Origin of the sequence: Enterococcus sp. 7E2_DIV0204 (assembly GCF_002140855.1) — a bacterium.
GTDB lineage: Bacteria > Bacillota > Bacilli > Lactobacillales > Enterococcaceae > Enterococcus_L > Enterococcus_L lemimoniae.
This window is the reverse complement of the sequence record NZ_NGKY01000001.1, coordinates 1,728,109-1,754,090: the sequence shown is the minus strand read 5'-3', so window position 1 is coordinate 1,754,090 and position 25,982 is coordinate 1,728,109. Positions and strand designations below refer to the sequence as shown.

Sequence of the window (25,982 nt, the reverse complement as noted above, 5' to 3'; positions counted from 1 at the left end):
CTGTGGTCTTCTTATTCTGTTATTTTTATTAAAGATAATTATTAAGGAGTGTTGAAATGTGACAAAGAAATTAACATGGCGTGATTACCTTTATGTAGGTTCCATGCTATTTGGTTTATTTTTCGGAGCAGGGAATCTGATTTTTCCTGTTCATATGGGACAAGAAGCCGGCGCTAACATTTTTTTAGCAAATCTTGGTTTTTTGATTACCGGAATCGGTTTACCCTTTTTAGGAGTGATCGCCATTGGGATTTCCAAAAGTAATGGTGTGTTTGATTTAGCTACTCGTGTGAATCGACGCTACGCTGTTGGATTTACTGTATTATTGTACCTGACGATTGGGCCATTTTTTGCATTACCGCGCCTTGCGACGACTTCTTTTGAGATTGGTTTAGCTCCTTTTGTTCCAAGCGAACAACATAAATTGATTTTAGCTATTTTTTCAGCGTTATTCTTTTTGGTTGCTTGGGCTTTTTCGCGTAAGCCTTCTAAATTATTAGGGTATGTAGGAAAATTTTTAAATCCATTATTTCTATTTTTATTAGCTATTTTGATTTTATTTGCATTTATTACACCGCTTGGTTCAATCTCTTTTGCGGCTATCACTGACACATACGTAGCAAATCCCTTTTTCAAAGGGTTTACCGAAGGCTATAATACCTTAGATGCGTTGGCTTCTTTAGCCTTTGGCATCATTATTGTTTCGACGATTCGGGGAATGGGTGTAGAAAAACCGAACGATATTGCAAAAGATACGATCAAGTCTGGTGCAATCAGTATTGTCTTGATGGGAATCATCTATACCTTGTTATCGTATATGGGTACAATGAGTTTAGGGACATTTCCTCTTAGTGAGAATGGTGGGATTGCTTTAGCGCAGATCGCAAATCATTATTTAGGGACTCTAGGTAGTATTTTATTGGCTTTTATCGTAATTTTAGCCTGTTTAAAAACAGCGATTGGTTTGATCACCGCTTGTTCTGAAACATTCAGTGAGCTATTTCCAAGAGGTTCTTATGCTTTTTATATTGCAGTAGCTAGTATTTTACCTTGTTTGTTTGCAAATGTTGGGTTGACGAATATTATTCAATTTTCAGTTCCCGTTTTAATGTTTCTTTATCCTTTAGCAATGACTTTAATCATTCTGGTTATCATCAGTCCACTATTTCACCATCGCAAAGAGGTTTATCGTATGACAACTTATGTTACTCTTTTTGCAGCGCTACTCGATGCCTTGAATAGTGCACCTGATTTTATTAAATCAAATACTGTCGTCACTTCTATTTTAAAAGCTGCAGAGAATTACCTCCCTCTATTTACGATTGGTATGGGTTGGGTCGTTCCAGCTGCACTTGGCTTTCTGATTGGCTTGATCTGGACCAAGGTCAAAAAAGTTGAAACACTTAGTTAAAATTAAATAGTAGCTGAGGTGAGCCTAAGGGTTTAGCTCAGCTTTTTTTGATTTGAATCGTTCATAATCTTATCTATCTTACTGGTAATTTTTCTAATCAAAAAGAGAAATAATGTTCATCTTATTTTGTCTTTTGTTCACACTGGATTAAAGATTGCCTTTTTGTTAAGGATGTGTCTCTAACTGTTGGTTGAACATCGTCTTAGCTGACAAGCCCCCCTAAAGTACAGTAGAATAGGGGCAAGGAAGTGATTAGTATGCTATATGAAGAATTGATGATGGATTCGGGAATGCTTACGAAATTTAAGCTTTTCAAAAGAATTACACAACTCAATCAATCAGATATCTCCATTACTCAATTATCTGATGAACTCTCTTTAAACTATCAGCAGACATTTATTATTATAAATGAAATTAGTAATGATTTAACTAAAGTCCTGTCCAACCATCCAGCAATTTTAAAAAAAGCAGGAAAAATAGACAGTACTAAACTATTAGTAACAATTGATGAGTACCGTTATTTTCTATTGAAAAAATCGGTTCCGTTTCAATTTATTCTTTATTTGTTAAACCATGATTCACCCAACATAGATGACTTTTGTGAACGTTATTACGTTAGCCGCTCAACCGTTTCTAGAAAAATGTTACCTTTGAAAAAGCACGTAAAACAATTTAATCTGCGATTTACATATACTGAAGCCAATTTAACTGGCGATGAACGTGCTGTCAGAGTTGCTCTTTTTGATACATTATGGTTAGGAACACGAGGAACGATCTGGCCCTTTAAAAGTGTTGCAAAAGAAGAAGCTGAAAGACTCACTGAAGCCTTCTCCGAATACTTTCCATTATCTAGAACTTACTTAGGTGCAAAAGAATTAACCTATTTTGCAGCTATCTTTCTTTGTCGTATGCGTAAAAAGATTTTTGTTAGCTACGATGACCGCTATGATTTCTTAATGAAAGATAATCCTTATTACGATTTTGAACGCTTAAATAAAGAACTTGGACCAGTTCAGGCACTACCTTCTAAACACAGTAAAGGTGAAAGTAGCTTTATCTTTTTCTTAGCACATTATGCACCTTTTTATACGCTGGATGATGATCCTTCATTGTTTCAAACACTACAGGACTTTTCAGGTAAACCTAACCCTGTATATGAGTTAGTTCAAGAGTTTTTAGATTATGCAACAATTAACATCTTCAAAAAAGAACCTGAAGTTCTTAATAAACCCATTATTATAGGCAATTTGCTAAATATTACCTTTACCTTTTTTGTCTTGCGCCAACCCTTCCCTAATCTGCAAAAATTAGTGGAATTACCTCGAAAAAAGAAAAAAGCTAGTGAGCATCTTGAAGCTAAAATTCAAGCTTTCTTTGATGAGAAATCGCAAGAAAAAGAATATAAGTTTATTTATACGATTAAAGCGCCATTAGTCCATGCATTCAAAAGTATCTTACTGCCAGCCTATGATAAGCCGAAACATTCGGATCATTTAACCGTTGGTGTTGCTTTTGAACATAATTTCCTTTTGATCAGAAGAATCTACCAATTTTTAAACGATTTAGGTTTTGTGGATTCTGCTCCTTATCAAGAAACACTCAATGAAGAGTACGATTTAGTAATCAGTTCTTCTTTATTACCAAGAAAAAAATACCCAGAGCTGCCACTTTATTTTTGGGATTTATCTTACGGTGAAGAAGAATTGGCTGATTTATATCGAACTTTGCAGCAGCTATTTGAAAAAAAGAATATCCTACCAGAATAATTGGTGAGTAAAGACGTCCTGAGTTAAGATAAGATTTATTTCTCCCAACGTTATATACTGTAGTTAGAAGAATTTTTCTAACTACTTTTTTTGAGGTGAAGAGAATGCTCCATGAAAAAAAGAAATCAGAAGAAACAGATTATCTAGAACCGATTTTTGGCACTAAAGAGGAAGGTAGCATACTACCAAAATATCGTTTGGCTCAACAATCAATCGAACCTCGAGTTGCACATCAATTAGTAGCGGATGAATTATTGGATGAAGGAAATGCACGGCAAAATTTAGCCACGTTCTGTCAAACCTTTATGGAACCAGAAGCAATTGATTTGATGAGCCAGACTCTAGAAAAAAATGCTATTGATAAATCAGAATATCCCCAAGTAACTGAATTAGAAAAACGTTGTGTCAATATGATCGCAGATTTATGGCATGCAAACGAGACTGAAGAATTTCTAGGGACTTCAACGATTGGTTCATCTGAAGCCTGCATGTTAGCAGGGATGGCACTAAAATTTGCTTGGCGAAATCGCGTTCAAAAGTTAGGCTTAGATAGTACCAAGAAAAAGCCAAACTTAGTTATTTCTGCTGGCTATCAAGTTTGCTGGGAAAAATTTGGTGTCTATTGGGATGTGGAATTGCGTGAAGTAGCAATAGAACAAAATGAAATGACCCTAAATCTCGAGACAGTTATGGACTATGTAGATGAATATACCATTGGGATCGTCGGAATTCTTGGTATCACCTATACAGGAAAATATGATGATATTAAACAACTTGATCACTTAGTTGAACAATATAATCAAACAACGGATTATAAGGTCTTTATTCATGTAGATGCTGCATCGGGTGGACTTTTTGCTCCTTTTGTCGATCCAGAACTTATTTGGGATTTTCGTTTAAACAATGTCGTCTCAATCAATACGTCTGGTCACAAGTATGGATTGGTTTATCCAGGTGTCGGTTGGGTAATCTGGCGTGGTAAAAAGTATCTTCCTAAAGAATTAATTTTTGAAGTGAGCTACCTAGGAGGAAGTTTACCCACAATGGCTATCAATTTTTCCCATAGTGCTGCCCACATCATCGGCCAATACTATAACTTTTTACGCTATGGCTTTGAAGGCTACCAATCCATCCATCAAAAAACACGTGCTGTCTCTACCTTTTTAAGCGAACAGCTAGCAACAATCGATTGCTTTGATGTCATTAATGACGGCAGTGAACTACCGGTCATTTGTTATTCATTATCAACAGATAAAGACATCCAGTGGACGCTCTATGATCTATCCGATCGACTAAGAATGAAAGGTTGGCAAGTTCCAACGTATCCTTTACCAAAAAATCTGGCTAATACTCTTGTTCATCGTATCGTTGTTCGAGAAGATTTTGGAACAAACTTAGCTCATGATTTTATTAAGGATCTACACAATGCATTAAATGAATTGAACCAGGCACATCTTCTATTTCACAAACAAAATGAACTGAAAACGTATGGATTCACTCATTGATTTAGGTTTCAAAAAATGAATAGTTATCTGGCCTCTAATTATAATATACGCAAAAAAGGGTGTGGGACAAAAGTAAAAAGCACTTTTGTTTCACACCCTAAATGCGAATAAACGGTGGGAGCAGAAGCAACTCCTTCGGAAATAAGCTGAAATTCACAAAAATTTGAAGAGCAATTTTCGTGAATTCCCTCTTATTTCTCGAGGTTAAACACTTCTGTCCCAACCTCTTTTTCTCTTACTGCTCGTATTTCACTTCCACCAAATAAAGTCCTTCTGGATGTGCTGTAGGTCCAGCTAAATTCCGATCTTTTGCTGCTATGATTTCAGGAATCAATGTTTCATCCATTCTACCATTTCCCATTTTAAGTAAGGTTCCTACTAAAATTCGAATCATTTTATATAAGAAGCCGTCTCCACGAAAGGTAAAAATCAACTCATCTTTCGCTTCATTCATTTCTAGACTTGCTTCATGAATCGTTCGGACTTTGTCTTCGACCTCAGTGCCCGATGCACAAAATGAAGTAAAATCATGCGTTCCAATCAAATCCGTCAACGCTCGTTGGATTTTGTCCGTATCGACTTGGTAAGGAAAATAACTAGCATAAAATCGTTTAAAGGGATTTCTCGGCTTACCAATATCTACTCGAAATTGATAGGTTTTCTCAACGACATGATAGCGCGCATGAAAATCATCCGAGACAATTTCGACACTTTTTACAGCAATATCTTCAGGTGTTTGTGTATCCAAAGCATACCGCATTTTCTCCAACTCTCTTGTGTGGGGGTAATCAAAATGAATAACTTGTCCCGCAGCGTGAACACCAGCATCTGTCCGACCTGAACCAAAAATCGTGATCATTTTGCCATTATTCATCATTCTCAATGTTTTTTCAAACTCAGCTTGCACTGTTCGTCCATTTGGTTGAGTCTGAAACCCATTAAAATTTGTTCCATCGTAAGCAATTATTGCTTTATAACGCGGCATTTCTTTTCCACCTTTACTTCTAACTTCTTAAAAAGATCAATAGTACAGTCAAAACTACAAATGCTAACATTACTACAGTATCTGTGACATGCCAATGCAAGACCCGATACTTCGTCCGACCATCGCCACCTTGATACCCTCTGGCTTCCATCGCAGTTGCTAAATCTTCTGCTCGGTTAAAACTACTGACAAATAATGGAATCAGTAAAGGAACTACAGCCTTCATTTTCTGTACTAAATTGCCTTCACCAAAGTCAACGCCACGAGCCCGCTGCGCATTCATTATTTTCTCTGTTTCATCCATCAAAGTTGGGACAAAACGTAATGCGATCGATAGCATAAGCGATACTTCATGAACAGGAAAACGAACGACTTTTAATGGGCGTAATAAATACTCAATAGCATCCGACAAATCAAGCGGTGGTGTTGTTAGTGTCAGTAACGTTGACATGAAAATAATCAACACAAAACGACAGAAAATAAAGAGTCCATTGATCACGCCAAACTCAGTGATCGAGAATATCCCCCAGCTAAAGTAAACAGTTCCACCTTGAGTAAACAGCATCTGCAAAGCAACCGTAAATAAAATTAGCCAAATCAACGGTTTGATTCCACGAATAAAGAAACGAATATTCACCTTTGATAGAAAAATCGCAAATAACGTAAAAATTGCTAAAACACTATATGTTTGCCAATTATTCGCTAAAAATATGATTCCAATAAAATAGAAACTAGCAAGTAACTTTGCACGAGGATCCATAGTGTGGATAAACGATTCACCTGGAATATAGCGTCCAAAAATCAACTTATTCATCATTGATCCTCACCTGCCTTTTGCAATTCCTTTATCAAAACATCGGCCAATGCGTCTGCTGTCAAAGGTAGTTGCTCAAAAGAAACACCTTTAGCCATCAATTTTTCAGCAAATGATGCCGCTGTAGGGACACCTAACTGCTTTTCTTTCAGCCAATCGATATCTTGAAAAACGTCTTGTGGCGTGCCCGACTTAACCATCTTGCCTTTTTCTAATACAATCACATGATCTGCATAATTAGCGACATCGTCCATTAAATGAGTCACCAAAATAATCGTCATCCCACGCTCTTCATGTAGACGCTGAAACATTGCCATCATTTCTTTACGCCCCTGCGGATCAAGACCTGCTGTAGGTTCATCTAGTACTAGAACTTCCGGTTCCATCGCTAAAACACCAGCAATAGCAACTCGTCGCATTTGACCGCCTGATAACTCAAAAGGAGAACGTTCTAAGTAACTAGCATCCAGACCAACTAAATCAAGCATTTCTGCCGCTAATCTAATTGCATCTGCTTCTGATACACCAAAATTTTTGGGTCCAAAAGCAATATCTTTCGCAACTGTCTCTTCAAATAATTGAGCTTCGGGAAATTGAAAAACGATCCCAACTTTTTTACGAATGGGTTTCAAATTTTTATTATTTGTTTCTGGAACAATTGTCCGATCCCCAATCGTAACAGTTCCTTTTGTTGGTTTCACCAAAGCATTCAAGTGTTGTAACAACGTTGATTTTCCACTACCAGTATGCCCTACAATCGCAGTGTATGAACCATTTTCTATCGTCAAATTTAAATCGAATAATGCCCGTTGCTCGAATGGCGTATCCGGTTGGTACGTAAAATCTACTTGTTCAAAACGGATGTCCATAACCAATCCACCATCCTTTCTTCAGTCAAATATTCCGTTGGCACATCAATTCCTCGTTGTTTTAAAGCAATCTTTAATCGCTCAGGAAAGGGTAGGTCTAAACCCATTTGAATCAATTCAGTCCCTGCTGAGAAAATCTTCTCAGGTGTGCCTTCAGCAACTAGCTCTCCTTGTTTCATTACTAAGATTCGATTAGCATTAGCCGCTTCATCAATATCATGAGTAATCGAGATGACAGTCAGATTACTTTCTTCTTTGATTTTTTTGATTGTCGTAATCACTTCTTCCCGTCCTTCTGGATCAAGCATACTAGTCGCTTCATCTAGAATGATTATATCGGGGCGTAAAGCAACGACACCAGCAATTGCGACACGTTGTTTTTGCCCCCCTGATAGGCGAGCTGGTTCACGTGTGGCAAATGAATCCATGCGTACTTTCTCTAAAGCGTCTTTGACTCTTACAAGCATTTCTTCACGAGGAATGCCTTGATTTTCTAAGCCAAATGCAACATCATCTTCCACAGTCGAACCCACAAACTGGTTATCGGGATTTTGAAAGACCATCCCGACCATTTTACGGATATCCCAAACATTGGTTTCATTTAATTCTTTACCGCCGACGGCAATCGTGCCAGACGCTGGTAATAATAATCCATTGATTGTTTTTGCTAACGTCGATTTACCTGAACCATTGTGTCCAATAATTGCAATCCACTCACCTTGTTGGATGGAAAAAGATACATCTTTCAAAGCGGGAGAAGCATCTTCAGGTTGATAGTTAAAATCGATATTTTTTAATTCAATTATCGGTTGCATCGCGTACTCCCTCAATTATTTAGTCTTCCTAACACTAACAAAAAATCAGTGTTTTTTCAATCATCTCTTCTTATCTTTACACTAATCTCTATTATAACAAAATATAACCTAATATGTGAATTCTTATCTGTCAAGACAGGAAGTTTTTTTGATATAATTCCATTATCTCTCAAATGAAGATAAAAGGATGCAAGAAAACTACTCACTAGTTTCCCTGCATCCTTTTATAATTCGATATTTTTATTTATTCAAATACTCAAACGCATATTGCGCATATAATTCTGCACCAATTTCCATTGCATCTTCATCCACATTGAAACGGCCATGATGGTGCGCCCATTGTGTATCTTTTTCCGGATTTCCACATCCTACTAAAGCAAAGCAACCAGATGTATGCTCCGTAAAATAGCTAAAATCTTCTCCACCAGTTGTTGGCGGTTCCTGAATAAGTGCTACCTCTCCAAAGTTTTCTTTAATGATCTCTTGAGCAAACAAAGCATCTTCTTCATCATTGATCACCGGAACCGTTCCATAATTATACTCTAGCGTTGCTGTACCGCCATACATCAGCGCAGTTTGCTCTGCATAACGTTTTAGCGCTTTTTCTACACGATCACGTGTCTCAAGGCTAAAGCAGCGGACAGTCCCTTCTAATCGCGCATTTTCAGCAATAACATTAAAACGAGTTCCCACATCCATTTTACCAACTGTCACTACCACTGGATCTAATGGATTCGTTTCTCTAGAAACCACACTTTGAACATTCATGACAAATGATGAAGCCATCACAGCTGCATCCACACAAGCATCAGGCATTGCACCATGACCGCCACGCCCTTTAAAATCAATCGAAAAAATATCTGCAGATGCAAATGATGATCCAACTACGCAAGAGGCTGTGCCAGAAAGCATTTGCGACCAAATATGAATACCAAAAACATCATCTACTCCATCGACAGCACCTTGAGCAACCATTGCTTTGGCTCCTTGTGCATTTTCTTCTGATGGTTGAAAAATAAAACGAACCGTTCCTTTAAGTTGTGCTTGTACTTCTTTCAACGCTTTAGCTGCCGTCAACAACATCGCTGTATGCGCATCGTGTCCACAGGCATGCATTTTCCCGTCTTCCAATGATTTATAAGGAATATTCTCTATCAATTCTTGCACAGGTAAGGCATCCATATCCGCACGTAATGCAACTGTCTTACCTGGATTTGCCCCAACCAGCTCAGCGATGATTCCTGTCGGTTCTGTTTTTCGATACGGAATTCCCAACTGATCTAAGACTTCAGCAACTTTCTCTGTTGTTCTGAATTCTTCAAATTGTAATTCGGGATGTTGATGTAAATCTCTTCTAAAATCAATTATTTCAGCTTTATACTTTTGAACCAACGTTTTTAATTCTTTCATTTTACTCCCTCATTAACAAATAATACCGCACAAACAAAGACAGATGAGATCCATGCGTTGGTCTTACTAGATACTACATCTCCAATATGTAAAATAGCCATCAAAAACGTAAAGGCAGTCATTTGTGCCATAATACTACCCCTTTATACACCTTTTTATTTGTCAGAAAATTCCGACTAATAAAAGTATACTAAAGATTACACTAAGATGCAATAAGATAACAAAAAAGAGTAGTCGCTAAAAGGTTCCTTCTTTACCTATTTTTGCTCAAATTTATGTAAAGAATAAAAAAAATCGCTATTAAATCTTTTTAAATACAAAAAAACTTACAACAAAATATGTTGTAAGACAAAAAAATACACTTTAAAATATGATGAGTGCTCCCCTGTCAAACCAAGTTTGACAGGGAAAGCGTTGAGCTAGACTAGGAGTCGCCTCCAACATCATAACACTCTAAAAGAATCATCTATAAAGTGACGGTATAGTTTGATTATTTAACAAATTCGATAATTACCATTGGTGCTGCATCTCCGCGTCTTGGTTCTGTCTTCAAGATACGAGTGTAACCACCTTGGCGTTCAGCATAACGAGGTGCAAGGTCATTGAATAACTTTTGTAAAGCTGATTCAACAACGATTTTTTCGTCTTCTTCACGAACGCTAGCAACTTCATTACGTACAAAAGTAGCTGCTTGACGACGAGCATGAAGATCTCCACGTTTGCCTAAAGTAATCATTTTTTCTGTAGTCGAACGAATTTCTTTCGCACGAGCTTCAGTTGTAACGATACGTTCATTGATAATTAAATCAGTAGTTAAGTCACGCAACATTGCCTTACGTTGGCTTGATGTGCGTCCTAATTTACGATAACCCACGTTGGTTTTCCTCCTTCGTAAAAAGTATTAATCGTCTTTACGTAAGCCTAAACCTAAATCATGTAGTTTTAGTTTAACCTCTTCAAGAGATTTACGACCTAAATTACGTACTTTGATCATTTCTGGTTCAGATTTATTTGTAAGTTCTTGTACAGTGTTAATACCTGCACGTTTTAAACAGTTATATGAACGAACAGACAAGTCTAGTTCTTCGATGGTCATTTCTAGCATTTTTTCTTTTTGTGTTTCTTCTTTTTCAACCATGATTTCAGCGTTTTTCGCTTCATCAGTAAGGTTAACAAAGATGTCTAAATGCTCCGTCATAATCTTAGCTGCTAAGCTAAGGGCTTCTTGAGGAATGATTGAACCATCAGTCCATATTTCCATTGTTAATTTGTCAAAATCATCACGACGACCAACACGAGTGTTCTCTACTTGGTAGTTCACACGGCGAACTGGTGTATAGATGGAATCAACAGGGAGAACACCAATTGGCATATCTTCCTTTTTGTTTTCGTCTGCTTGAACATAGCCACGACCAGGTTTCACTGTTAAGCGAGCATGGAAAGTAGCTCCTTCAGAGACACTACAGATAATTAAATCTTTATTCAAGATCTCAACATCGCTGTCGACGATGATATCGCCAGCAGTTACTGTAGCAGGTCCTGTAATATCGATCTCAAGGGTTTTTTCTTCTTCTGCATAAAGCTTTAATGCTAAGCCTTTGATATTCAAAATAATTTGAGTTACGTCTTCTCTTACACCTTTAATGGTAGAGAATTCATGCAACACACCATCGATTTGAATATTGGTAATAGCAGCTCCTGGTAGAGAAGATAATAAAATACGACGTAGAGAATTGCCTAAAGTAGTCCCGTAACCTCTTTCCAGTGGTTCAACGACGAACTTGCCATAATCTCTATTCTCATCAATTTTTTCGATTCTTGGTTTTTCAAATTCAATCATTCTTATCTATACCCCTTTCAAAACGAAAAGTGTCTTGTTCAATGACGTTCTTAATTCAAACTCAGAATGAGTGGCACTCATTAAACACGACGGCGTTTTGGAGGGCGGCATCCATTATGAGGAACTGGAGTCACGTCACGAATTGCAGTCACTTCTAAACCTGTTGCTTGCAATGAACGAATCGCTGCTTCACGTCCAGAACCAGGTCCTTTAACTGTTACATCAACAGTTTTAAGTCCATGTTCTTGTGCTGCTTTAGTTGCAGCTTCTGCGGCCATTTGAGCTGCAAACGGTGTTGATTTTTTGCTTCCTTTGAAACCTAATGAACCTGCAGATGACCATGCTAAAGCATTACCATGACTGTCAGTGATCATTACAATTGTATTATTGAATGTAGAATGGATATGTGCAATCCCAGTTTCTATATTCTTTTTCACACGGCGTTTACGACTAACTTTTTTTGCTGCCATGAAGATCTAACCTCCTTCACTTAGGAATTATTTTTTCTTGCCTGCTACAGTACGAGCTGGGCCTTTACGAGTACGTGCATTATTTTTCGTGTTTTGTCCACGAGTTGGTAATCCACGACGGTGACGGATACCACGGTATGAACCGATTTCCATCAAACGTTTGATGTTCAAGTTCACTTCACGACGAAGATCACCTTCAATTTTTAACTTATCGATTTCCGCACGGATAGCATCTGTTTGTTCGTTTGTTAAGTCACGAACACGAATATCTTCAGATACGCCAACGTTTGCTAAAACTTTTTTAGCTGTAGTGTTACCAATACCAAAAATATAAGTAAGGGAAATTACTACACGTTTATCACGAGGGATGTCTACTCCTGCAATACGAGCCATTCTACGTTACACCTCCTATTATCCTTGACGTTGTTTATGTTTTGGATTTGCTGGGCAAATGACCATAACACGTCCATTACGGCGAATTACTTTACAATGCTCACACATTGGTTTTACTGATGGTCTTACTTTCATGATAATACCTCCCTGAATTTTACGGAGTACAATTATTTAAAGCGATAAGTGATTCGACCACGAGTTAAATCATATGGAGATAACTCTACAGTTACTTTATCTCCAGGTAAAATTCGAATGTAGTGCATACGGATCTTACCGGAAACAGTAGCAAGAACTTGGTGTCCATTTTCTAGTTCAACTTTAAACATTGCATTCGGCAAAGTTTCGACGACTGTACCTTCGACTTCAATCATATCTTCTTTAGCCACGCACAGTACCTCCTTGTACTTGTTTCGCATTTTCACACGATAAAATGGCGGAAACTTCAGCCCCCACCTAGAATTTTCAATTAAACCTCTACAAAAAGGTAGAAGTCGGACTGATATATTCTATCATAAACTATTCTATTTGGCAAGAGAATCTGAATCAAACACAAATGGTAAGCTTGCGGCCAATCAGAAAACTATTTTTTTTCAATGATTTCTTTCACTTCAGAAAAAACAGTATCGATCTCGCGATTCCCATCTATTGTATCCAGTACGTTTTTAGCTTTATAAAAGTCTAAAATTGGTGCACTGCTTTTGATGTTGACTGCCAGACGGTTTTTGACCGTTTCAGGCTTGTCATCTTCTCTTTGATAAAATTCATGTCCGCCGCAACGATCACATGTTCCTTCTACGGTAGGAGGATTGAAGATTTTGTGATAAGTTGCACCACATGAGCGGCAGATAAACCGACCAGCTAAGCGTTCAACCAAAATTTCTTCTTCAACATGGATGTCGATGACAGCATCAATTTTTTTATTTAATTCTGTTAACATTTTATCTAATGCTTCTGCTTGATCCAAAGTCCGAGGAAAACCATCTAATAAAAAACCCTTATCAGTGTCAGGTTCTGCCAAACGTTCTTTGACAATTCCATTTGTTACATCGTCCGGAACCAAAGCACCTTTATCGATATAAGATTTCGCTTCTAAGCCAAGAGCAGTTTCGTTTTTCATTGCAGCACGGAACATATCTCCTGTAGAAATATGAGGAATACCATAAGTATCCACGATCTGTTCTGCTTGAGTTCCTTTGCCTGCTCCAGGCAATCCCATTAAAATGAGGTTCATTTCATTTCCTCCTAATTTTAAAGACTGGCTTTTGAAGCTAGCCCAATGAGAGAACAGTGCTGAGGATAATCCTCAACACACTATTCTTACTTATTGATAAAGCCAACATATTGACGTTTCAACATTAAACCTTCTAATTGTTTCGCTGTTTCTAAAGCAACACCAATTACAATCAGTAAGCTTGTTCCTCCGAGACCGATAGATTGCGGTAGCTTCCAAATCATTTGTGCAATGATCGGTAGTAAGGCAACTAGTCCTAGGAATATAGAACCGACAACACTTAGTCTCATTAACATTCCAGAAATATATTCTTCTGTCCCTTTACCTGGTCGTACGCTTGGAATATAGCTTCCTTGTTTTTGTAAGTTTTCCGCTAATTTCTCAGGGTTAACTTGAACAAATGCATAGAAGAATGTAAAAGCAACGATCAGTACAGTATAAATAATCGCACCTGGAACGGTATTGTAACTAAAAATTTGTGTCATTACATCGTACCAACCTTCACCAGCATAGCTTTTAGAGAAGGCTTGTAAAACAGCATTCGGCGTTGCGATCAATGAACTAGCAAAGATAACTGGGATAACACCAGCAGCATTTACTTTTAACGGTAAATAACTACTTGTTGGTGCACCAGAAACGCGTTTTGTATATTGGATCGGAATTTTTCGTTCTGCTTGCTGGAAAAATGTTACTAATGTAACAACAGCTAAAATTGCAATAATCAAAATCACAATAAAAATCACAGATTGCCAAATTCTAGAAGATTCAATATTGATAAAGTAATCATCAATGATCTCTTTGATTCCTTCTGGTAAACGAGAAATGATCCCCGCGAAGATAATCATTGAAACTCCATTTCCGATTCCTTTTTCAGTAATTTGTTCTCCCAACCATGTAACAAACATTGTTCCACCAGTTAAAATCACAGCGATCATCACAAACGTGCTCGTGTTAGGATTTTTTACGATCCCAGCACTACTTAAACTTTGAAATCCAGCAGTAATCCCAATAGATTGAGCAATACCCAAGAAAATCGTTAGATATCTTGTTGCTTGATTCAATTTCTTACGTCCGACTTCACCTTGCTTCGACCATTCTACAAATTTTGGAACGATATCCATTTGTAATAATTGGATGATGATCGATGCTGTAATGTATGGTGAAACCCCCATCGAAAAGATAGAGAAGTTTTGCATAGCACTACCGCTGACCATATTCAACATATTTAAAAATGGTAAATTGCTTAAGTCTTGCAAACCTTTTGCATTTACGCCAGGTACAGTTATGTGCGCACCTAAACGAAATACAAAAAGAATGAATACAGTAAACAAAATTTTTGATCTAATGTCTTTGACTTTAAAAGCATCTTTTAATAGTTTAAACATTAGATCACCTCGATTGTTCCACCAGCTGCAACAATTGCATCTTCTGCTGCTTTAGAGAATTTAGCTGCTTTCACAGTTAATTTTTTAGTTGTTAATTCACCGTTAGCAAGAACTTTGATTCCAGCTTTTTCGTTTTTCACGATTCCAGCTTCGATCAAGCCTGCAGGTGTAACTTCAGTTCCATCTTCGAAACGATTTAAGACATCTAAGTTGATGACTGCATAATCTTTACGGTTGATGTTCGTGAAGCCGCGTTTTGGTAAACGACGGAATAATGGAGTTTGACCCCCTTCAAATCCTAGTCTAACACCGCCGCCTGAACGAGCTTTTTGCCCTTTTTGTCCACGGCCGGCAGTTTTACCATTACCAGATGAAGTACCACGTCCAACACGGTTACGTACTTGGCGTGAACCTTCAGCAGGTTTCAATTCATGAAGTTTCATTGGTTTGGCACCTCCTTAACAATGTACTATTGTAAATTAAACTTCTTCAACGTCCACTAAATGTGACACAGTGTTGATCATACCTTTAATGGCAACATTATCAGGTTTGACAACAGAGCTGTTTACTTTTCCTAAACCTAATGCTTTAACTGTATCTTTTTGGTTTTGAGGACGTCCGATGATGCTGCGTTTTAATGTAACTTTTAATTCAGCCATTCTTATGTCCTCCTTATCCTAAAATTTCTTCTACAGATTTACCACGAAGTGCTGCCACTTCTTCGGCACGTTTTAATTGTTTTAACCCTTCAACAGTTGCGCGAACAACGTTGATTGGTGTATTTGAACCTAATGATTTTGATGTAATATCTGCTACACCAGCTAATTCCAATACGGCACGAACTGGTCCACCAGCGGCTACCCCAGAACCTTCTACTGCAGGTTTCATAAGGATACGGCCACCACCGAATACCCCAATCACTTCGTGAGGGATACTAGAACCAACCATAGGCACTTCAACTAAGTTTTTCTTCGCGTCTTCGATCGCTTTACGGATTGCTTCTGGCACTTCTTGTGCTTTACCAGTCCCAAAGCCAACGTGACCGTTTTTATCTCCCACAACAACTAATGCTGCAAAGCGTAGACGACGTCCACCTTTAACAACTTTTGTTACACGGTTGATAGAAACCACGCGGTCTTCTAATTCCAAGTGTTTTGGATCAATATAAACCATGAATGGTGTTCCTCCTTCTCCTAAAATTCTAGTCCATTTTCACGCGCTGCTTCAGCTAAAGCTTGCACGCGGCCATGGTAAAGGTATCCACCACGGTCAAAGACTACTACTTTAACGCCTTTTTCAGCGGCACGTTCAGCGATTAATTTACCAACAGCTGCGGCTGTTTCTGTTTTGTTTCCACCTGAAATTTCTTTATCTAAGGCAGAGGCACTTGCTAGCGTTACACCCGCTACGTCATCAATGATTTGCGCGTAGATGTTTTTGTTAGAACGGAATACGTTCAAGCGTGGGCACTCAGCAGTACCAGAGATTTTGTTACGTACACGACGATGTCTCTTTTGGCGTGTTTTGTTTTTATCTGGTTTTGTAATCACAATTGTCACCTCTTTATATTTGCTAGCTCTTAAGCTGCGATAGACAACGGATCGTTATTTTTCAAACGAAGTTGAAAAATAACTCTCAAGCTGCTATTATTTACCAGTTTTACCTTCTTTACGACGTACGAATTCGCCAACATAACGGATTCCTTTGCCTTTATAAGGTTCTGGAGGACGAGTACCACGAATATTCGCTGCTAATTCACCAACATGTTCTTTGTTAGCACCTTTTACAACTACTTGTGTATTCGAAGGTACTTCTACAGTTACACCAGCTGGTGGTGTAATTTCTACTGGATGAGAATACCCAACGTTAAGAACTAATGTAGTCCCTTGCATTTGAGCACGGTACCCAACCCCGATAAGTTCAAGACCTTTTTCAAAGCCTGTACTTACACCAACAACCATGTTGTTGAAGTTCGCACGAGTTGTTCCGTGGATTGTTTTCATGTCTTTGCTATCATTTGGACGAGTGAATGTTACTTCATTTCCTTCGATATTCATTGTGATATCAGCAGAAAATTCACGTGTTAATTCACCTTTAGGTCCTTTTACAGTAATGTTGTTTCCTTCTTGTTTGACTTCAACGCCAGCAGGAAGTACAACGATTTTATTACCAATACGGCTCACTTAGAGACACCTCCTTGTGTGTTTTTTTAAATTACCATACGTAGGCGATTACTTCGCCGCCGATGTTTTTAGCTCTTGCTTCTTTATCAGTTACAACACCTTCAGAAGTAGAGATAATCGCGATTCCTAGACCATTCAATACTTTAGGTACTTCGTCAGATTTGACATAAGCACGTAAACCTGGTTTAGAGATACGTTTTAAGTTTGTGATAACACGTTCTTCGTTTTTACCGTATTTAAGGAAAACACGAATCACACCTTGTTTGTCATCTTCGATATATTCTACATCGCGTACAAAACCTTCACGTTTCAAGATTTCAGCGATATCACGTTTGATTTTTGACGCAGGCACTTCTAAGCTTTCATGTTTAACCATGTTTGCATTACGAATGCGCGTTAGAAAATCTGCAATTGGATCTGTCATGACCATTGAACTATTTACCTCCTTTATGCGAGTTTACTTGTTTACCAGCTAGCTTTCTTCACGCCGGGAATTTGACCTTTATAGGCAAGTTCGCGGAAGCAAATACGGCAAAGATGAAATTTACGATAAACTGAATGTGGACGTCCGCAACGTTCACAACGAGTATACGCTTGTGTTGAATGTTTGGCAGGGCGTTTGTTTTTAGCAATCATTGATTTTTTAGCCACGTAGTTCGCCTCCTTTTATTATTTTTGGAATGGCATACCTAATTGTGTCAACAATTCACGAGATTCTTCATCTGTGTTTGCTGTAGTTACAATAACGATGTCCATACCGCGTACTTTATCTACTAAATCATAATCAACTTCTGGGAAGATTAATTGTTCTTTAACACCTAAAGTATAGTTACCACGTCCGTCAAAAGCTTTTTTGCTTACTCCGTGGAAATCACGTACACGAGGTAGAGAAACAGATACTAATTTATCTAAAAATTCGTACATTCTTTCTCCGCGTAAAGTAACTTTCGCACCGATTGGCATGCCTTCACGTAAACGGAAACCAGCGATTGATTTCTTAGCTTTCGTGATCAATGGTTTTTGACCTGTGATCAATGCTAATTCTTCAACTGCTTTATCTAAATTTTTTGCGTTTGAAACAGCGTCGCCCACACCCATGTTAATAACGATCTTATCAACTTTTGGTGTTTGCATAACTGAACTATAATTAAATTTTTCCACTAATGCTGGAGTAATTTCTTTAATATATTTTTCTTTCAGGCGGTTCATTTAGTAAGCCCCTCCTTCCTTTTAATCTATTTATCTAAGACTTCACCGGTTTTTTTAGAAACACGGACTTTTTTACCATCGACTTCTTTGTAACCTACACGACCAGCTACACCTGTTCCGTCAATCACCATTACATTAGAAACATGAATCGGCGCTTCGACTTCTAGGATTCCGCCTTGCGGCGCTGCTTGATTTGGTTTTTGGTGTTTTTTCATGATGTTAACACCTTCAACGATGACTTTGTCTTTTTTAGGAAACGCTGCTAATACAACGCCCTCTTTATTCTTGTCTTTGCCAGTGATAATTTTCACTTTATCGCCTTTTTTAACAAACATTACTGTTTCGCACCTCCTTTGATACGTGTCCTGATTATAATACTTCTGGTGCTAGAGAAACGATCTTCATGAAGTTGTTTTCACGTAATTCACGTGCAACAGGACCGAAGATACGAGTTCCACGCGGGCTCTTATCATCACGAATAATTACAGCAGCATTTTCATCAAATTTAATGTATGAACCGTCTGTACGACGAGCTCCTGATTTAGTACGAACGATAACGGCTTTTACGACTTCACCTTTTTTGACAACCCCACCTGGCGTTGCTTGTTTAACCGTAGCAACAATCACGTCACCAATGTTAGCAGTTTTACGTCCAGAACCACCTAGTACTTTAATCGTTAAGATTTCACGAGCACCTGAGTTATCTGCGACTTTTAATCGGCTTTCTTGTTGGATCACGATGTGTATCCCCCTTTCAGATTTTATGTTTCAATCTATATAGGAAAATCTCGTTTTTATTAGATGACAACTGCTTCTTCGACTACCTCTAGTAAACGGAAACGTTTTGTAGCTGATAATGGACGAGTTTCCATGATTCTTACGATGTCTCCAACTTTTGCAGTGTTGTTTTCATCATGAGCTTTGTATTTCTTAGAATATTTCATACGTTTACCGTAAATAGGATGGTTTTTCTTTGTTTCTACGACAACAGTGATAGTTTTATCCATCTTATCTGAAACAACACGACCTTGGTAAACTTTGCGTTGATTTCTTTCTTCAGTCATACGCGTTTGGCCTCCTTCCACTATTAGTTAGCTTGTTCACGCAATACTGTTTTGATGCGTGCAATCGATTGACGTACTTCTTTAATACGTGCAGTGTTTTCTAATTGACCTGTTGCTAGTTGGAATCTAAGATTAAATAGTTCTTCTTTGAATTGCTTTTCTTTTTCAAGCATTTCGGCAGTGGTTAATTCTCTGATTTCTTTAACCTTCATTCGATTCACCACCCATTTCCTCACGTTTTACAATTTTGGTTTTCACCGGTAATTTGTGGGATGCAAGGCGAAGTGCTTCACGAGCTACTTCTTCAGGTACGCCTGCGATTTCAAACATGATCTTGCCACGTTTAACTGGTGAAACCCAGCCTTCAGGAGCCCCTTTACCTTTACCCATACGAACACCAATTGCTTTACTTGTGTATGATTTGTGAGGGAAAATTTTAATCCATACTTTCCCGCCACGTTTCATATAACGAGTCATAGCAATACGGGCAGCTTCGATTTGACGGTTAGTAATCCAGTGAGATTCAGTTGCTTGTAAACCCCATTCACCAAATGCTACTTCTTTTCCGCCTTTGGCTTCACCACGCATTTTACCTCTAAATTCACGACGGTGTTTTACACGTTTAGGTACTAACATGATTATTTCCCTCCTTTCTCAGTGTTTTTTTTTGTTGGAAGAATTTCTCCACGGTAAATCCACACTTTAACTCCTAATTTTCCGTAAGTTGTGTCTGCTTCTTCCCATGCGTAATCAATATCAGCACGCAAAGTGTGAAGTGGAACTGTACCTTCAGAGTAACCTTCTGAACGAGCGATATCAGCACCGTTTAAACGACCTGATACTTGTGTTTTGATACCTTTAGCGCCTGAACGCATAGTGCGTTGGATCGCTTGTTTTTGAGCACGACGGAAAGCAACACGGTTTTCTAATTGACGTGCAATTCCTTCGCCTACTAATTTTGCATCTAAATCTGGTTTTTTGATTTCAATGATGTTGATATGAACTCTTTTACCAGTTAGTGAATTTAATGATTTTCTTAGGTTTTCGACTTCAGATCCGCCTTTACCGATAACCATACCTGGTTTAGCTGTGTGGATTGAAATGTTCACACGATTTGCAGCGCGCTCGATCTCAATTGTAGACACAGCGGCATCAGCAAGTTTTGTCGCGATAAATTTACGGATTCTTAAATCTTCGTGTAAGAACTCAGCATACTCTTTTTCAGCATACCATTTTGCATCCCAGTCGCGGATGATGCCTACACGCATTCCAATTGGATGTACTTTTTGACCCACTGATTGTCCCTCCTCTTAATCTTTTAAGGTTCGGTCGTCACTATCTTTTAATACTCAGTATCAAAGATAATGATCCTCCTCTTATTAAGTGACGTCTGTTTAAAAACAGATTATTTTTCTGATACGACTACTGTAAGATGACTTGTACGTTTGTTAATTGGTGATGCTGAACCTTTTGCACGTGGACGGAAGCGTTTCATTGTTGGTCCTTCGTTGACAAATGCTTCAGATACTACTAAGTTTTCAACGTCTAAGTCAAAGTTATTTTCTGCGTTAGCAACTGCTGACATTAAAACTTTTTCAATGATTCCAGCAGATTTGTTTGGCATGAATTTCAAGATAGAAATTGCATCCGCAACGCTTTTACCTCTGATAAGATCGATTACTAAACGGGCTTTACGAGGTGAAGTGCGAACTGTTTTTGCAGTTGCCTTAGCTGATGTAATTTGTTCTGACATTTGCATTTCCTCCCCTCAAAATTAACGTCTAGTTTTCTTATCGTCGGCTCCGTGGCCACGATAAGTTCTAGTTGGTGCAAATTCACCTAATTTATGTCCTACCATGTCTTCTTGGATGTATACAGGAACGTGTTTACGTCCATCATATACGGCAATTGTAAATCCAACGAATGTTGGAAAAATTGTAGAACGGCGAGACCAAGTTTTAATTACTTTCTTCTTTTCGGCACCTTGTTGAGCTTCTACTTTTTTCATTAAATGCTCATCAGCGAAAGGTCCTTTTTTCAAACTACGACCCATGGTGAACCTCCTCTCAAAATGTACGACACATGGTCAAAAAAATTATTTAGTACGACGACGAACAATAAGTTTGTCTGATTTAGCTTTTTTGTTACGAGTTTTCAAGCCGATAGCTGGTTGACCCCAAGGTGATACTGGAGCTTTACGTCCAATCGGTTGTTTCCCTTCACCACCACCGTGTGGGTGATCGTTCGGGTTCATTACGCTACCACGAACTGTTGGGCGTTTACGCATCCAACGAGAGCGGCCAGCTTTACCAATGTTGATTAATTCGTGTTGTTCGTTACCAACAGCACCGATAGTTGCACGGCAAGTTGCTAAAATCATACGAACTTCACCAGAGTTCAAACGGATTAATACGTATTTGCCTTCTTTACCAAGTACTTGTGCACTTGTTCCAGCAGAACGGATCAATTGACCGCCTTTACCAGGTTTCATTTCAATGTTATGAACAACAGTACCTACTGGAATATTTTCCAATGGTAATGCGTTCCCTACTTTAATATCTGCTTCAGTACCGGAAACAAGGCGCATGCCTACTTCCAATCCTTTTGGTGCTAGAATATATGCTTTGATTCCATCTTCGTAATGTACTAACGCGATGTTAGCAGAACGGTTTGGATCATACTCGATAGTTTTGACAACCGCTACAACGTTATCTTTATTACGTTTGAAGTCGATCATACGGTATTGACGTTTGTGACCGCCACCTTGATGACGAACTGTAATACGACCATTGTTGTTACGACCGGCATGATTTTTTAATGGCGCCAACAACGATTTTTCAGGTGTTGATGTCGTGATTTCAGCAAAATCAGATGCTGTCATATTACGACGGCCATTTGTGGTAGGTTTATACTTTTTAATCGCCACGTCTTTTTCCCTCCCATTTAATAGTTAACATGGACTGCTTATTCAGCAGCATCGAAAATTTGAATTTCTTTTGAATCATCTGTTAATGTCACAACAGCTTTGCGACGTTTTTTTGTGTAACCAGCGTGTTTACCCATACGTTTAAATTTAGGGCGCACGTTAATGATGTTTACGTTTTTAACTTTAACATCAAATGCTGCTACAACAGCTTGTTTTACTAAAGTTTTGTTCGCACGAGTGTCCACTTCGAAAGTGTATTTCTTTTCGTCCATAGCAAGCATGGATTTTTCAGTGATCACTGGGCGTTTGATTACGTCTAGTAAGTTCATTATGCAAGCACCTCCTCAATTTGAGTAAGAGCAGTTTGTGTTGCCAATACTTTAGTATTAGAAACGATATCTAAAACACTTACGTTATCAGAAGTTACTACAGAAACGTTTGGTAGATTACGTGCAGACAATGCTGCAAAATCATTTCCTGTTTCTAAAACAACTAATACTTTCGTATCAATAGATAAGTTAGTTAAAACTTGTTTGAATTCTTTTGTTTTTGGTGCATCAAAGCCTAACGCTTCAACTGCTACCAAGTTGTTTTCAGCAACTTTATCTGACAATACAGATTTCATTGCTAAACGACGAACTTTTTTAGGAAGTTTGTAGCTGTAAGAACGCGGTGTTGGTCCGAAGACTACGCCACCTCCACGCCATTGTGGTGAACGAATTGACCCTTGACGAGCACGACCAGTTCCTTTTTGGCGCCATGGTTTACGGCCGCCGCCACGAACTTCTCCGCGGTTTTTTACTGAGTGTGTACCTTGTCTTAATGAAGCACGTTGCATGATGATTGCATCGTAGACAACTGTTTCATTCGGTTCGATTCCGAAAATCTCTTCGTTTAAAGTGATTTCACCATTTTGAGTTCCATCTTGTTTAAATAATGCTACATTCGGCATTCCTTAGTTCCTCCTTTCCCTACGCTTATTTAGCTTTCACAGCTGATTTGATTGTGATTAATGATTTTTTCGCTCCAGGAATGTTACCTTTGATCATGATTACATTTCTTTCAGCGTCCACTTTAACAATTTCAAGGTTTTGAATTGTTACGCGGTTACCACCCATACGGCCGGCAAGTTTTTTATTTTTAAATACACGGTTAGGTGCAACTGGACCCATTGACCCAGGACGACGGTGGTAACGAGATCCGTGACTCATTGGTCCGCGGCTTTGTCCGTGACGTTTGATAACGCCTTGGAATCCTTTACCTTTCGAAGTTCCTGTAACATCAATAATGTCTCCTGCTTGGAAAACATCTACCTTAATTTCTTTACCTACTTCATATTCTCCTAGCTCAACATTTTTGAATTCCTTAATGAAGCGCTTAGGAGCCGTGTTTGCTTTTGCAACATGACCTTTCGCAGGTTTGTTCGCTAATACTTCACGTTTGTCTTGGTAACCGATTTGGATAGCTTCGTATCCGTCAGTCTCAACAGTTTTTACTTGCAAAACTACGTTTGGCGTAGCTTCAACTACTGTTACTGGAATTAATTCACCAGACTCAGTAAAGATTTGTGTCATTCCCACTTTTTTTCCTAAGATTCCTTTGGTCATGAGTACACCTCCATCATCTTGATTTTATAGTTTGATTTCAATATTCACACCAGATGGTAAGTCAAGCTTCATTAAAGCATCAACTGTTTTTGGTGTTGGGTTCACAATGTCGATTAGACGTTTGTGCGTACGCATTTCGAATTGTTCGCGTGAATCTTTGTATTTATGAGTCGCACGAATAACTGTGTAAAGCGAGCGTTCTGTTGGTAATGGAATTGGTCCTGATACGTCAGCTCCAGTTCTTTTTGCTGTTTCCACAATTTTATCCGCTGATTGATCTAAAATACGGTGTTCATACGCTTTTAAACGGATACGAATTTTTTGTTTTGCCATCTTGTTCCCTCCTTCGCCTATTTTGAAAGTAGACATAGCTCCACGAAAATTTTTCCGTCACGCTCGTTCGTGGCAAAGCGTCCGGGCGTGTCGCAACCTCTCGTTTCTTAGCCGGTAGATCAAAAGCTTGATTTACCAATGCTTTTTACACTTCTATAAATAGCACCTTTGTCATTATATTATAGAAACATAGTAATAGCAAGGTTTTTTTCAGAAAAAAGTCATTTTTTTATTGCAAGCATTTTCTTGAAAATTATTTTCTTATATTCAAATAATTTAATCAACCAACTTAATCCATTATATATAGAAGAAAAAAGATTTTAGCGTCTCCCCTCTTTTTGTTTTATCTATTTTAAGATCAAAAAAAGTCGAAGGGAAATCCCTTCGACTTACGTCCGAGTACGCCGATGTTTTACGTCGGTTTTGTTACTTTATATTAATCTGTAATTATTTAGTAATTTCAGAAACAACGCCTGAACCAACAGTACGTCCGCCTTCACGAATAGAGAAACGAGTTCCGTCTTCGATAGCGATTGGGTGGATTAATTCAACGTCCATTGCAACGTTATCACCAGGCATTACCATTTCAGTACCTTCTGGTAATTCAACTACACCAGTTACGTCAGTTGTACGGAAGTAGAACTGAGGACGGTAGTTTGTGAAGAATGGAGTGTGACGTCCGCCTTCTTCTTTTGATAAAACATAAACTTCAGCTTTAAATTTTGTGTGTGGAGTAATTGAAGCAGGTTTTGCCAATACTTGTCCACGTTCGATATCTTCACGGGCTACACCACGTAATAAAGCACCGATGTTATCGCCAGCTTCAGCGTAGTCTAACAATTTACGGAACATTTCAACACCAGTAACTGTTGTTTTAGCAGTATCTTCTTTAATACCAACGATTTCGATTTCGTCACCAACGCGAACTTCTCCACGTTCAACACGGCCTGTAGCAACAGTACCACGTCCAGTGATTGAGAATACGTCTTCGACTGGCATCATGAATGGTTTGTCAGTATCACGAGTTGGAGTTGGGATGTACTCATCAACTGCAGCCATTAATTCCATGATTTTTTCTTCGTATGAAGCGTCGCCTTCTAATGCTTTCAAAGCAGAACCAGCGATAACAGGAGTGTCGTCACCTGGGAAGTCATATTCAGATAATAAATCGCGAACTTCCATTTCTACTAATTCTAATAATTCTTCATCATCTACCATATCCATTTTGTTTAAGAAAACAACGATGTATGGTACACCAACGTTACGTGATAACAAGATGTGCTCACGAGTTTGAGGCATAGGACCATCAGCAGCAGATACTACTAAGATAGCTCCATCCATTTGTGCAGCACCAGTGATCATGTTTTTAACGTAATCCGCGTGTCCTGGGCAATCCACGTGGGCATAGTGACGAGCATCAGTTTCATACTCGATGTGAGAAGTGTTGATTGTGATACCACGTTCTTTTTCTTCTGGAGCGTTATCGATATCAGCATAGTTTTGAGCTTCACCGCCACCGTGTTTAGCTAACACAGTTGCGATTGCAGCAGTTAATGTAGTTTTTCCATGGTCAACGTGTCCAATAGTACCAATGTTTACATGGGGTTTAGAACGGTCAAATTTTTCTTTAGCCATTTTAAATGTTCCTCCTAAAATATATAAATTTTATTTTTATTTGATAGATAGTTTTACAGCTACCTGATCATCTTTTATTATTCTAACTGAAATCCGCAGAAAATCCTAGTCATAAATAAGCATGTACTTAT

The 25,982-nt window shown here is 38.4% G+C and carries 39 protein-coding genes; 3 read left to right on the top strand and 36 right to left on the bottom strand.

Annotation, left to right across the window (positions count from 1 at the left end; all coding sequences use genetic code 11):
- Positions 1-58 precede the first annotated feature (58 nt).
- The 3 genes from brnQ (at position 59) to A5819_RS08210 (ending at position 4,682) form a co-directional block, all read left to right on the top strand.
- Positions 59-1,411: a branched-chain amino acid transport system II carrier protein gene (gene brnQ, locus A5819_RS08220; protein ID WP_086278247.1), complete on the top strand. Its 1,353-nt coding sequence runs from the start codon at positions 59-61 to the stop codon at positions 1,409-1,411.
- A gap of 257 nt (positions 1,412-1,668) precedes the next feature.
- On the top strand, positions 1,669-3,177 hold the full coding sequence (locus A5819_RS08215) for a helix-turn-helix domain-containing protein (RefSeq protein ID WP_086278245.1): 1,509 nt from the start codon (positions 1,669-1,671) through the stop codon (positions 3,175-3,177).
- A gap of 104 nt (positions 3,178-3,281) precedes the next feature.
- Positions 3,282-4,682, top strand: coding sequence for a glutamate decarboxylase (locus A5819_RS08210; protein WP_086278243.1), 1,401 nt, complete (start codon positions 3,282-3,284; stop codon positions 4,680-4,682).
- Between the two features lie 235 nt (positions 4,683-4,917).
- On the opposite strand, the gene truA is transcribed toward A5819_RS08210, so the two are convergent.
- The 36 genes from truA to tuf all read right to left on the bottom strand — a co-directional run bounded on the left by truA (position 4,918) and on the right by tuf (position 25,851).
- A complete protein-coding gene (truA, locus tag A5819_RS08205) occupies positions 4,918-5,667 on the bottom strand; it encodes a tRNA pseudouridine(38-40) synthase TruA (protein ID WP_086278241.1) in 750 nt (249 codons plus the stop codon).
- Between the two features lie 19 nt (positions 5,668-5,686).
- Positions 5,687-6,484, bottom strand: a complete 798-nt coding sequence (locus A5819_RS08200; RefSeq protein ID WP_086278240.1) for an energy-coupling factor transporter transmembrane protein EcfT — start codon at positions 6,482-6,484, stop codon at positions 5,687-5,689.
- Complete coding sequence (locus A5819_RS08195) at positions 6,481-7,350, bottom strand: energy-coupling factor ABC transporter ATP-binding protein (RefSeq protein ID WP_176271387.1); 870 nt, start codon at positions 7,348-7,350, stop codon at positions 6,481-6,483. Before A5819_RS08195 ends, A5819_RS08200 begins: the two co-directional genes overlap by 4 nt.
- Positions 7,326-8,165, bottom strand: coding sequence for an energy-coupling factor ABC transporter ATP-binding protein (locus A5819_RS08190; RefSeq protein ID WP_086278237.1), 840 nt, complete (start codon positions 8,163-8,165; stop codon positions 7,326-7,328). The genes A5819_RS08195 and A5819_RS08190 overlap by 25 nt, the downstream gene beginning before the upstream one ends.
- 240 nt (positions 8,166-8,405) lie before the next feature.
- Entirely contained in the window at positions 8,406-9,575 is a 1,170-nt protein-coding gene (locus A5819_RS08185; RefSeq protein ID WP_176271386.1) for a M20 family metallopeptidase, read from the bottom strand.
- Complete coding sequence (locus tag A5819_RS19760; protein WP_254907246.1) at positions 9,572-9,706, bottom strand: hypothetical protein; 135 nt, start codon at positions 9,704-9,706, stop codon at positions 9,572-9,574. The genes A5819_RS08185 and A5819_RS19760 overlap by 4 nt, the downstream gene beginning before the upstream one ends.
- Positions 9,707-10,065: 359 nt before the next feature.
- Positions 10,066-10,449 (bottom strand): 50S ribosomal protein L17, encoded by a 384-nt coding sequence (rplQ, locus tag A5819_RS08180; RefSeq protein ID WP_010761666.1) that lies wholly within the window; start codon positions 10,447-10,449, stop codon positions 10,066-10,068.
- Positions 10,450-10,476: 27 nt separating this feature from the next.
- Positions 10,477-11,415 (bottom strand): DNA-directed RNA polymerase subunit alpha, encoded by a 939-nt coding sequence (locus A5819_RS08175; RefSeq protein WP_010761667.1) that lies wholly within the window; start codon positions 11,413-11,415, stop codon positions 10,477-10,479.
- 80 nt (positions 11,416-11,495) lie between these two features.
- Entirely contained in the window at positions 11,496-11,885 is a 390-nt protein-coding gene (rpsK, locus tag A5819_RS08170; protein ID WP_010761668.1) for a 30S ribosomal protein S11, read from the bottom strand.
- Positions 11,886-11,912: 27 nt separating this feature from the next.
- Positions 11,913-12,278, bottom strand: a complete 366-nt coding sequence (gene rpsM / locus A5819_RS08165; RefSeq protein ID WP_010766211.1) for a 30S ribosomal protein S13 — start codon at positions 12,276-12,278, stop codon at positions 11,913-11,915.
- 18 nt (positions 12,279-12,296) lie between these two features.
- Positions 12,297-12,413 (bottom strand): 50S ribosomal protein L36, encoded by a 117-nt coding sequence (rpmJ, locus tag A5819_RS08160; RefSeq protein ID WP_010742772.1) that lies wholly within the window; start codon positions 12,411-12,413, stop codon positions 12,297-12,299.
- A 32-nt stretch (positions 12,414-12,445) separates the two neighbouring features.
- Positions 12,446-12,664 (bottom strand): translation initiation factor IF-1, encoded by a 219-nt coding sequence (infA, locus tag A5819_RS08155; protein WP_002356224.1) that lies wholly within the window; start codon positions 12,662-12,664, stop codon positions 12,446-12,448.
- A gap of 194 nt (positions 12,665-12,858) precedes the next feature.
- Entirely contained in the window at positions 12,859-13,509 is a 651-nt protein-coding gene (locus A5819_RS08150) for an adenylate kinase (protein ID WP_086278235.1), read from the bottom strand.
- Positions 13,510-13,595: 86 nt separating this feature from the next.
- The gene (secY, locus tag A5819_RS08145) at positions 13,596-14,894 is read right to left on the bottom strand and encodes a preprotein translocase subunit SecY (protein ID WP_086278233.1); all 1,299 of its coding nucleotides are present in this window, start codon (positions 14,892-14,894) and stop codon (positions 13,596-13,598) included.
- A complete protein-coding gene (rplO, locus tag A5819_RS08140; protein WP_086278231.1) occupies positions 14,894-15,337 on the bottom strand; it encodes a 50S ribosomal protein L15 in 444 nt (147 codons plus the stop codon). The genes secY and rplO overlap by 1 nt, the downstream gene beginning before the upstream one ends.
- 36 nt (positions 15,338-15,373) lie before the next feature.
- Positions 15,374-15,553, bottom strand: a complete 180-nt coding sequence (gene rpmD / locus A5819_RS08135; protein ID WP_010766215.1) for a 50S ribosomal protein L30 — start codon at positions 15,551-15,553, stop codon at positions 15,374-15,376.
- A 13-nt stretch (positions 15,554-15,566) separates the two neighbouring features.
- Positions 15,567-16,067: a 30S ribosomal protein S5 gene (rpsE, locus tag A5819_RS08130; RefSeq protein WP_010761674.1), complete on the bottom strand. Its 501-nt coding sequence runs from the start codon at positions 16,065-16,067 to the stop codon at positions 15,567-15,569.
- Positions 16,068-16,087: 20 nt separating this feature from the next.
- Entirely contained in the window at positions 16,088-16,444 is a 357-nt protein-coding gene (gene rplR / locus A5819_RS08125) for a 50S ribosomal protein L18 (protein WP_010761675.1), read from the bottom strand.
- A gap of 96 nt (positions 16,445-16,540) precedes the next feature.
- Positions 16,541-17,077: a 50S ribosomal protein L6 gene (gene rplF / locus A5819_RS08120; RefSeq protein WP_025869795.1), complete on the bottom strand. Its 537-nt coding sequence runs from the start codon at positions 17,075-17,077 to the stop codon at positions 16,541-16,543.
- A 31-nt stretch (positions 17,078-17,108) separates the two neighbouring features.
- Positions 17,109-17,507: a 30S ribosomal protein S8 gene (rpsH, locus tag A5819_RS08115; RefSeq protein WP_010761677.1), complete on the bottom strand. Its 399-nt coding sequence runs from the start codon at positions 17,505-17,507 to the stop codon at positions 17,109-17,111.
- Between the two features lie 35 nt (positions 17,508-17,542).
- Positions 17,543-17,728, bottom strand: coding sequence for a type Z 30S ribosomal protein S14 (locus tag A5819_RS08110; protein WP_002356214.1), 186 nt, complete (start codon positions 17,726-17,728; stop codon positions 17,543-17,545).
- A gap of 18 nt (positions 17,729-17,746) precedes the next feature.
- Entirely contained in the window at positions 17,747-18,286 is a 540-nt protein-coding gene (gene rplE, locus A5819_RS08105; RefSeq protein WP_010770625.1) for a 50S ribosomal protein L5, read from the bottom strand.
- Between the two features lie 26 nt (positions 18,287-18,312).
- Positions 18,313-18,621, bottom strand: coding sequence for a 50S ribosomal protein L24 (rplX, locus tag A5819_RS08100; RefSeq protein WP_010761679.1), 309 nt, complete (start codon positions 18,619-18,621; stop codon positions 18,313-18,315).
- Between the two features lie 34 nt (positions 18,622-18,655).
- Positions 18,656-19,024: a 50S ribosomal protein L14 gene (rplN, locus tag A5819_RS08095; protein ID WP_010766218.1), complete on the bottom strand. Its 369-nt coding sequence runs from the start codon at positions 19,022-19,024 to the stop codon at positions 18,656-18,658.
- A gap of 59 nt (positions 19,025-19,083) precedes the next feature.
- Complete coding sequence (gene rpsQ, locus A5819_RS08090; RefSeq protein ID WP_010766219.1) at positions 19,084-19,350, bottom strand: 30S ribosomal protein S17; 267 nt, start codon at positions 19,348-19,350, stop codon at positions 19,084-19,086.
- Positions 19,351-19,373: 23 nt separating this feature from the next.
- Positions 19,374-19,562, bottom strand: coding sequence for a 50S ribosomal protein L29 (rpmC, locus tag A5819_RS08085; RefSeq protein WP_010766220.1), 189 nt, complete (start codon positions 19,560-19,562; stop codon positions 19,374-19,376).
- A complete protein-coding gene (gene rplP / locus A5819_RS08080) occupies positions 19,552-19,986 on the bottom strand; it encodes a 50S ribosomal protein L16 (RefSeq protein WP_002356208.1) in 435 nt (144 codons plus the stop codon). The genes rpmC and rplP overlap by 11 nt, the downstream gene beginning before the upstream one ends.
- A gap of 2 nt (positions 19,987-19,988) precedes the next feature.
- Positions 19,989-20,645, bottom strand: a complete 657-nt coding sequence (rpsC, locus tag A5819_RS08075; RefSeq protein ID WP_010766221.1) for a 30S ribosomal protein S3 — start codon at positions 20,643-20,645, stop codon at positions 19,989-19,991.
- A 110-nt stretch (positions 20,646-20,755) separates the two neighbouring features.
- A complete protein-coding gene (gene rplV, locus A5819_RS08070; RefSeq protein ID WP_010761685.1) occupies positions 20,756-21,103 on the bottom strand; it encodes a 50S ribosomal protein L22 in 348 nt (115 codons plus the stop codon).
- Between the two features lie 21 nt (positions 21,104-21,124).
- Positions 21,125-21,403 carry a 30S ribosomal protein S19 gene (gene rpsS / locus A5819_RS08065; RefSeq protein ID WP_010761686.1) on the bottom strand — a complete coding sequence of 93 codons (279 nt, stop codon included), beginning with the start codon at positions 21,401-21,403 and terminating at the stop codon, positions 21,125-21,127.
- A 42-nt stretch (positions 21,404-21,445) separates the two neighbouring features.
- Entirely contained in the window at positions 21,446-22,276 is an 831-nt protein-coding gene (rplB, locus tag A5819_RS08060; RefSeq protein ID WP_086278229.1) for a 50S ribosomal protein L2, read from the bottom strand.
- 38 nt (positions 22,277-22,314) lie between these two features.
- Positions 22,315-22,605, bottom strand: a complete 291-nt coding sequence (gene rplW, locus A5819_RS08055) for a 50S ribosomal protein L23 (protein ID WP_010761688.1) — start codon at positions 22,603-22,605, stop codon at positions 22,315-22,317.
- A complete protein-coding gene (rplD, locus tag A5819_RS08050; RefSeq protein WP_086278228.1) occupies positions 22,605-23,228 on the bottom strand; it encodes a 50S ribosomal protein L4 in 624 nt (207 codons plus the stop codon). The genes rplW and rplD overlap by 1 nt, the downstream gene beginning before the upstream one ends.
- A 25-nt stretch (positions 23,229-23,253) precedes the next feature.
- The gene (gene rplC / locus A5819_RS08045; protein WP_010766222.1) at positions 23,254-23,883 is read right to left on the bottom strand and encodes a 50S ribosomal protein L3; all 630 of its coding nucleotides are present in this window, start codon (positions 23,881-23,883) and stop codon (positions 23,254-23,256) included.
- Between the two features lie 24 nt (positions 23,884-23,907).
- Positions 23,908-24,216, bottom strand: coding sequence for a 30S ribosomal protein S10 (rpsJ, locus tag A5819_RS08040; protein ID WP_002389727.1), 309 nt, complete (start codon positions 24,214-24,216; stop codon positions 23,908-23,910).
- Positions 24,217-24,663: 447 nt separating this feature from the next.
- Entirely contained in the window at positions 24,664-25,851 is a 1,188-nt protein-coding gene (gene tuf / locus A5819_RS08035; protein ID WP_086278226.1) for an elongation factor Tu, read from the bottom strand.
- Between the last annotated feature and the right edge of the window lie 131 nt (positions 25,852-25,982).

Coding starts and splice junctions, on each gene's coding strand:
- rpmJ (WP_010742772.1), bottom strand. CDS start 12,413: ATGAAAGTAAGACCATCAGTAAAACCAATGTGTGAGCATTGTAAAGTA.
- A5819_RS08210 (WP_086278243.1), top strand. CDS start 3,282: ATGCTCCATGAAAAAAAGAAATCAGAAGAAACAGATTATCTAGAACCG.
- A5819_RS08190 (WP_086278237.1), bottom strand. CDS start 8,165: ATGCAACCGATAATTGAATTAAAAAATATCGATTTTAACTATCAACCT.
- rpsE (WP_010761674.1), bottom strand. CDS start 16,067: ATGGTTTATATTGATCCAAAACACTTGGAATTAGAAGACCGCGTGGTT.
- rplE (WP_010770625.1), bottom strand. CDS start 18,286: ATGAACCGCCTGAAAGAAAAATATATTAAAGAAATTACTCCAGCATTA.
- A5819_RS08175 (WP_010761667.1), bottom strand. CDS start 11,415: ATGATTGAATTTGAAAAACCAAGAATCGAAAAAATTGATGAGAATAGA.
- rplX (WP_010761679.1), bottom strand. CDS start 18,621: ATGTTTGTTAAAAAAGGCGATAAAGTGAAAATTATCACTGGCAAAGAC.
- A5819_RS08200 (WP_086278240.1), bottom strand. CDS start 6,484: ATGATGAATAAGTTGATTTTTGGACGCTATATTCCAGGTGAATCGTTT.
- rplD (WP_086278228.1), bottom strand. CDS start 23,228: ATGCCGAATGTAGCATTATTTAAACAAGATGGAACTCAAAATGGTGAA.
- rpmC (WP_010766220.1), bottom strand. CDS start 19,562: ATGAAGGTTAAAGAAATCAGAGAATTAACCACTGCCGAAATGCTTGAA.
- rplO (WP_086278231.1), bottom strand. CDS start 15,337: ATGAAACTTCATGAATTGAAACCTGCTGAAGGTTCACGCCAAGTACGT.
- rpsK (WP_010761668.1), bottom strand. CDS start 11,885: ATGGCAGCAAAAAAAGTTAGTCGTAAACGCCGTGTGAAAAAGAATATA.
- rpmD (WP_010766215.1), bottom strand. CDS start 15,553: ATGGCTGAATTAAAAGTTACATTAAAACGCAGCATCATCGGACGTCCT.
- rplC (WP_010766222.1), bottom strand. CDS start 23,883: ATGACCAAAGGAATCTTAGGAAAAAAAGTGGGAATGACACAAATCTTT.
- secY (WP_086278233.1), bottom strand. CDS start 14,894: ATGTTTAAACTATTAAAAGATGCTTTTAAAGTCAAAGACATTAGATCA.
- rplP (WP_002356208.1), bottom strand. CDS start 19,986: ATGTTAGTACCTAAACGTGTAAAACACCGTCGTGAATTTAGAGGTAAA.
- rplV (WP_010761685.1), bottom strand. CDS start 21,103: ATGTCAGAACAAATTACATCAGCTAAGGCAACTGCAAAAACAGTTCGC.
- A5819_RS08215 (WP_086278245.1), top strand. CDS start 1,669: ATGCTATATGAAGAATTGATGATGGATTCGGGAATGCTTACGAAATTT.
- A5819_RS08195 (WP_176271387.1), bottom strand. CDS start 7,350: ATGGACATCCGTTTTGAACAAGTAGATTTTACGTACCAACCGGATACG.
- rpsH (WP_010761677.1), bottom strand. CDS start 17,507: ATGGTCATGACAGATCCAATTGCAGATTTTCTAACGCGCATTCGTAAT.
- A5819_RS08150 (WP_086278235.1), bottom strand. CDS start 13,509: ATGAACCTCATTTTAATGGGATTGCCTGGAGCAGGCAAAGGAACTCAA.
- rpsQ (WP_010766219.1), bottom strand. CDS start 19,350: ATGACTGAAGAAAGAAATCAACGCAAAGTTTACCAAGGTCGTGTTGTT.
- A5819_RS08185 (WP_176271386.1), bottom strand. CDS start 9,575: ATGAAAGAATTAAAAACGTTGGTTCAAAAGTATAAAGCTGAAATAATT.
- rpsS (WP_010761686.1), bottom strand. CDS start 21,403: ATGGGTCGTAGTTTGAAAAAAGGACCTTTCGCTGATGAGCATTTAATG.
- rpsJ (WP_002389727.1), bottom strand. CDS start 24,216: ATGGCAAAACAAAAAATTCGTATCCGTTTAAAAGCGTATGAACACCGT.
- tuf (WP_086278226.1), bottom strand. CDS start 25,851: ATGGCTAAAGAAAAATTTGACCGTTCTAAACCCCATGTAAACATTGGT.
- A5819_RS19760 (WP_254907246.1), bottom strand. CDS start 9,706: ATGGCACAAATGACTGCCTTTACGTTTTTGATGGCTATTTTACATATT.
- rpsM (WP_010766211.1), bottom strand. CDS start 12,278: ATGGCTCGTATTGCAGGAGTAGACATCCCTCGTGATAAACGTGTAGTA.
- truA (WP_086278241.1), bottom strand. CDS start 5,667: ATGCCGCGTTATAAAGCAATAATTGCTTACGATGGAACAAATTTTAAT.
- rplW (WP_010761688.1), bottom strand. CDS start 22,605: ATGAACTTACTAGACGTAATCAAACGCCCAGTGATCACTGAAAAATCC.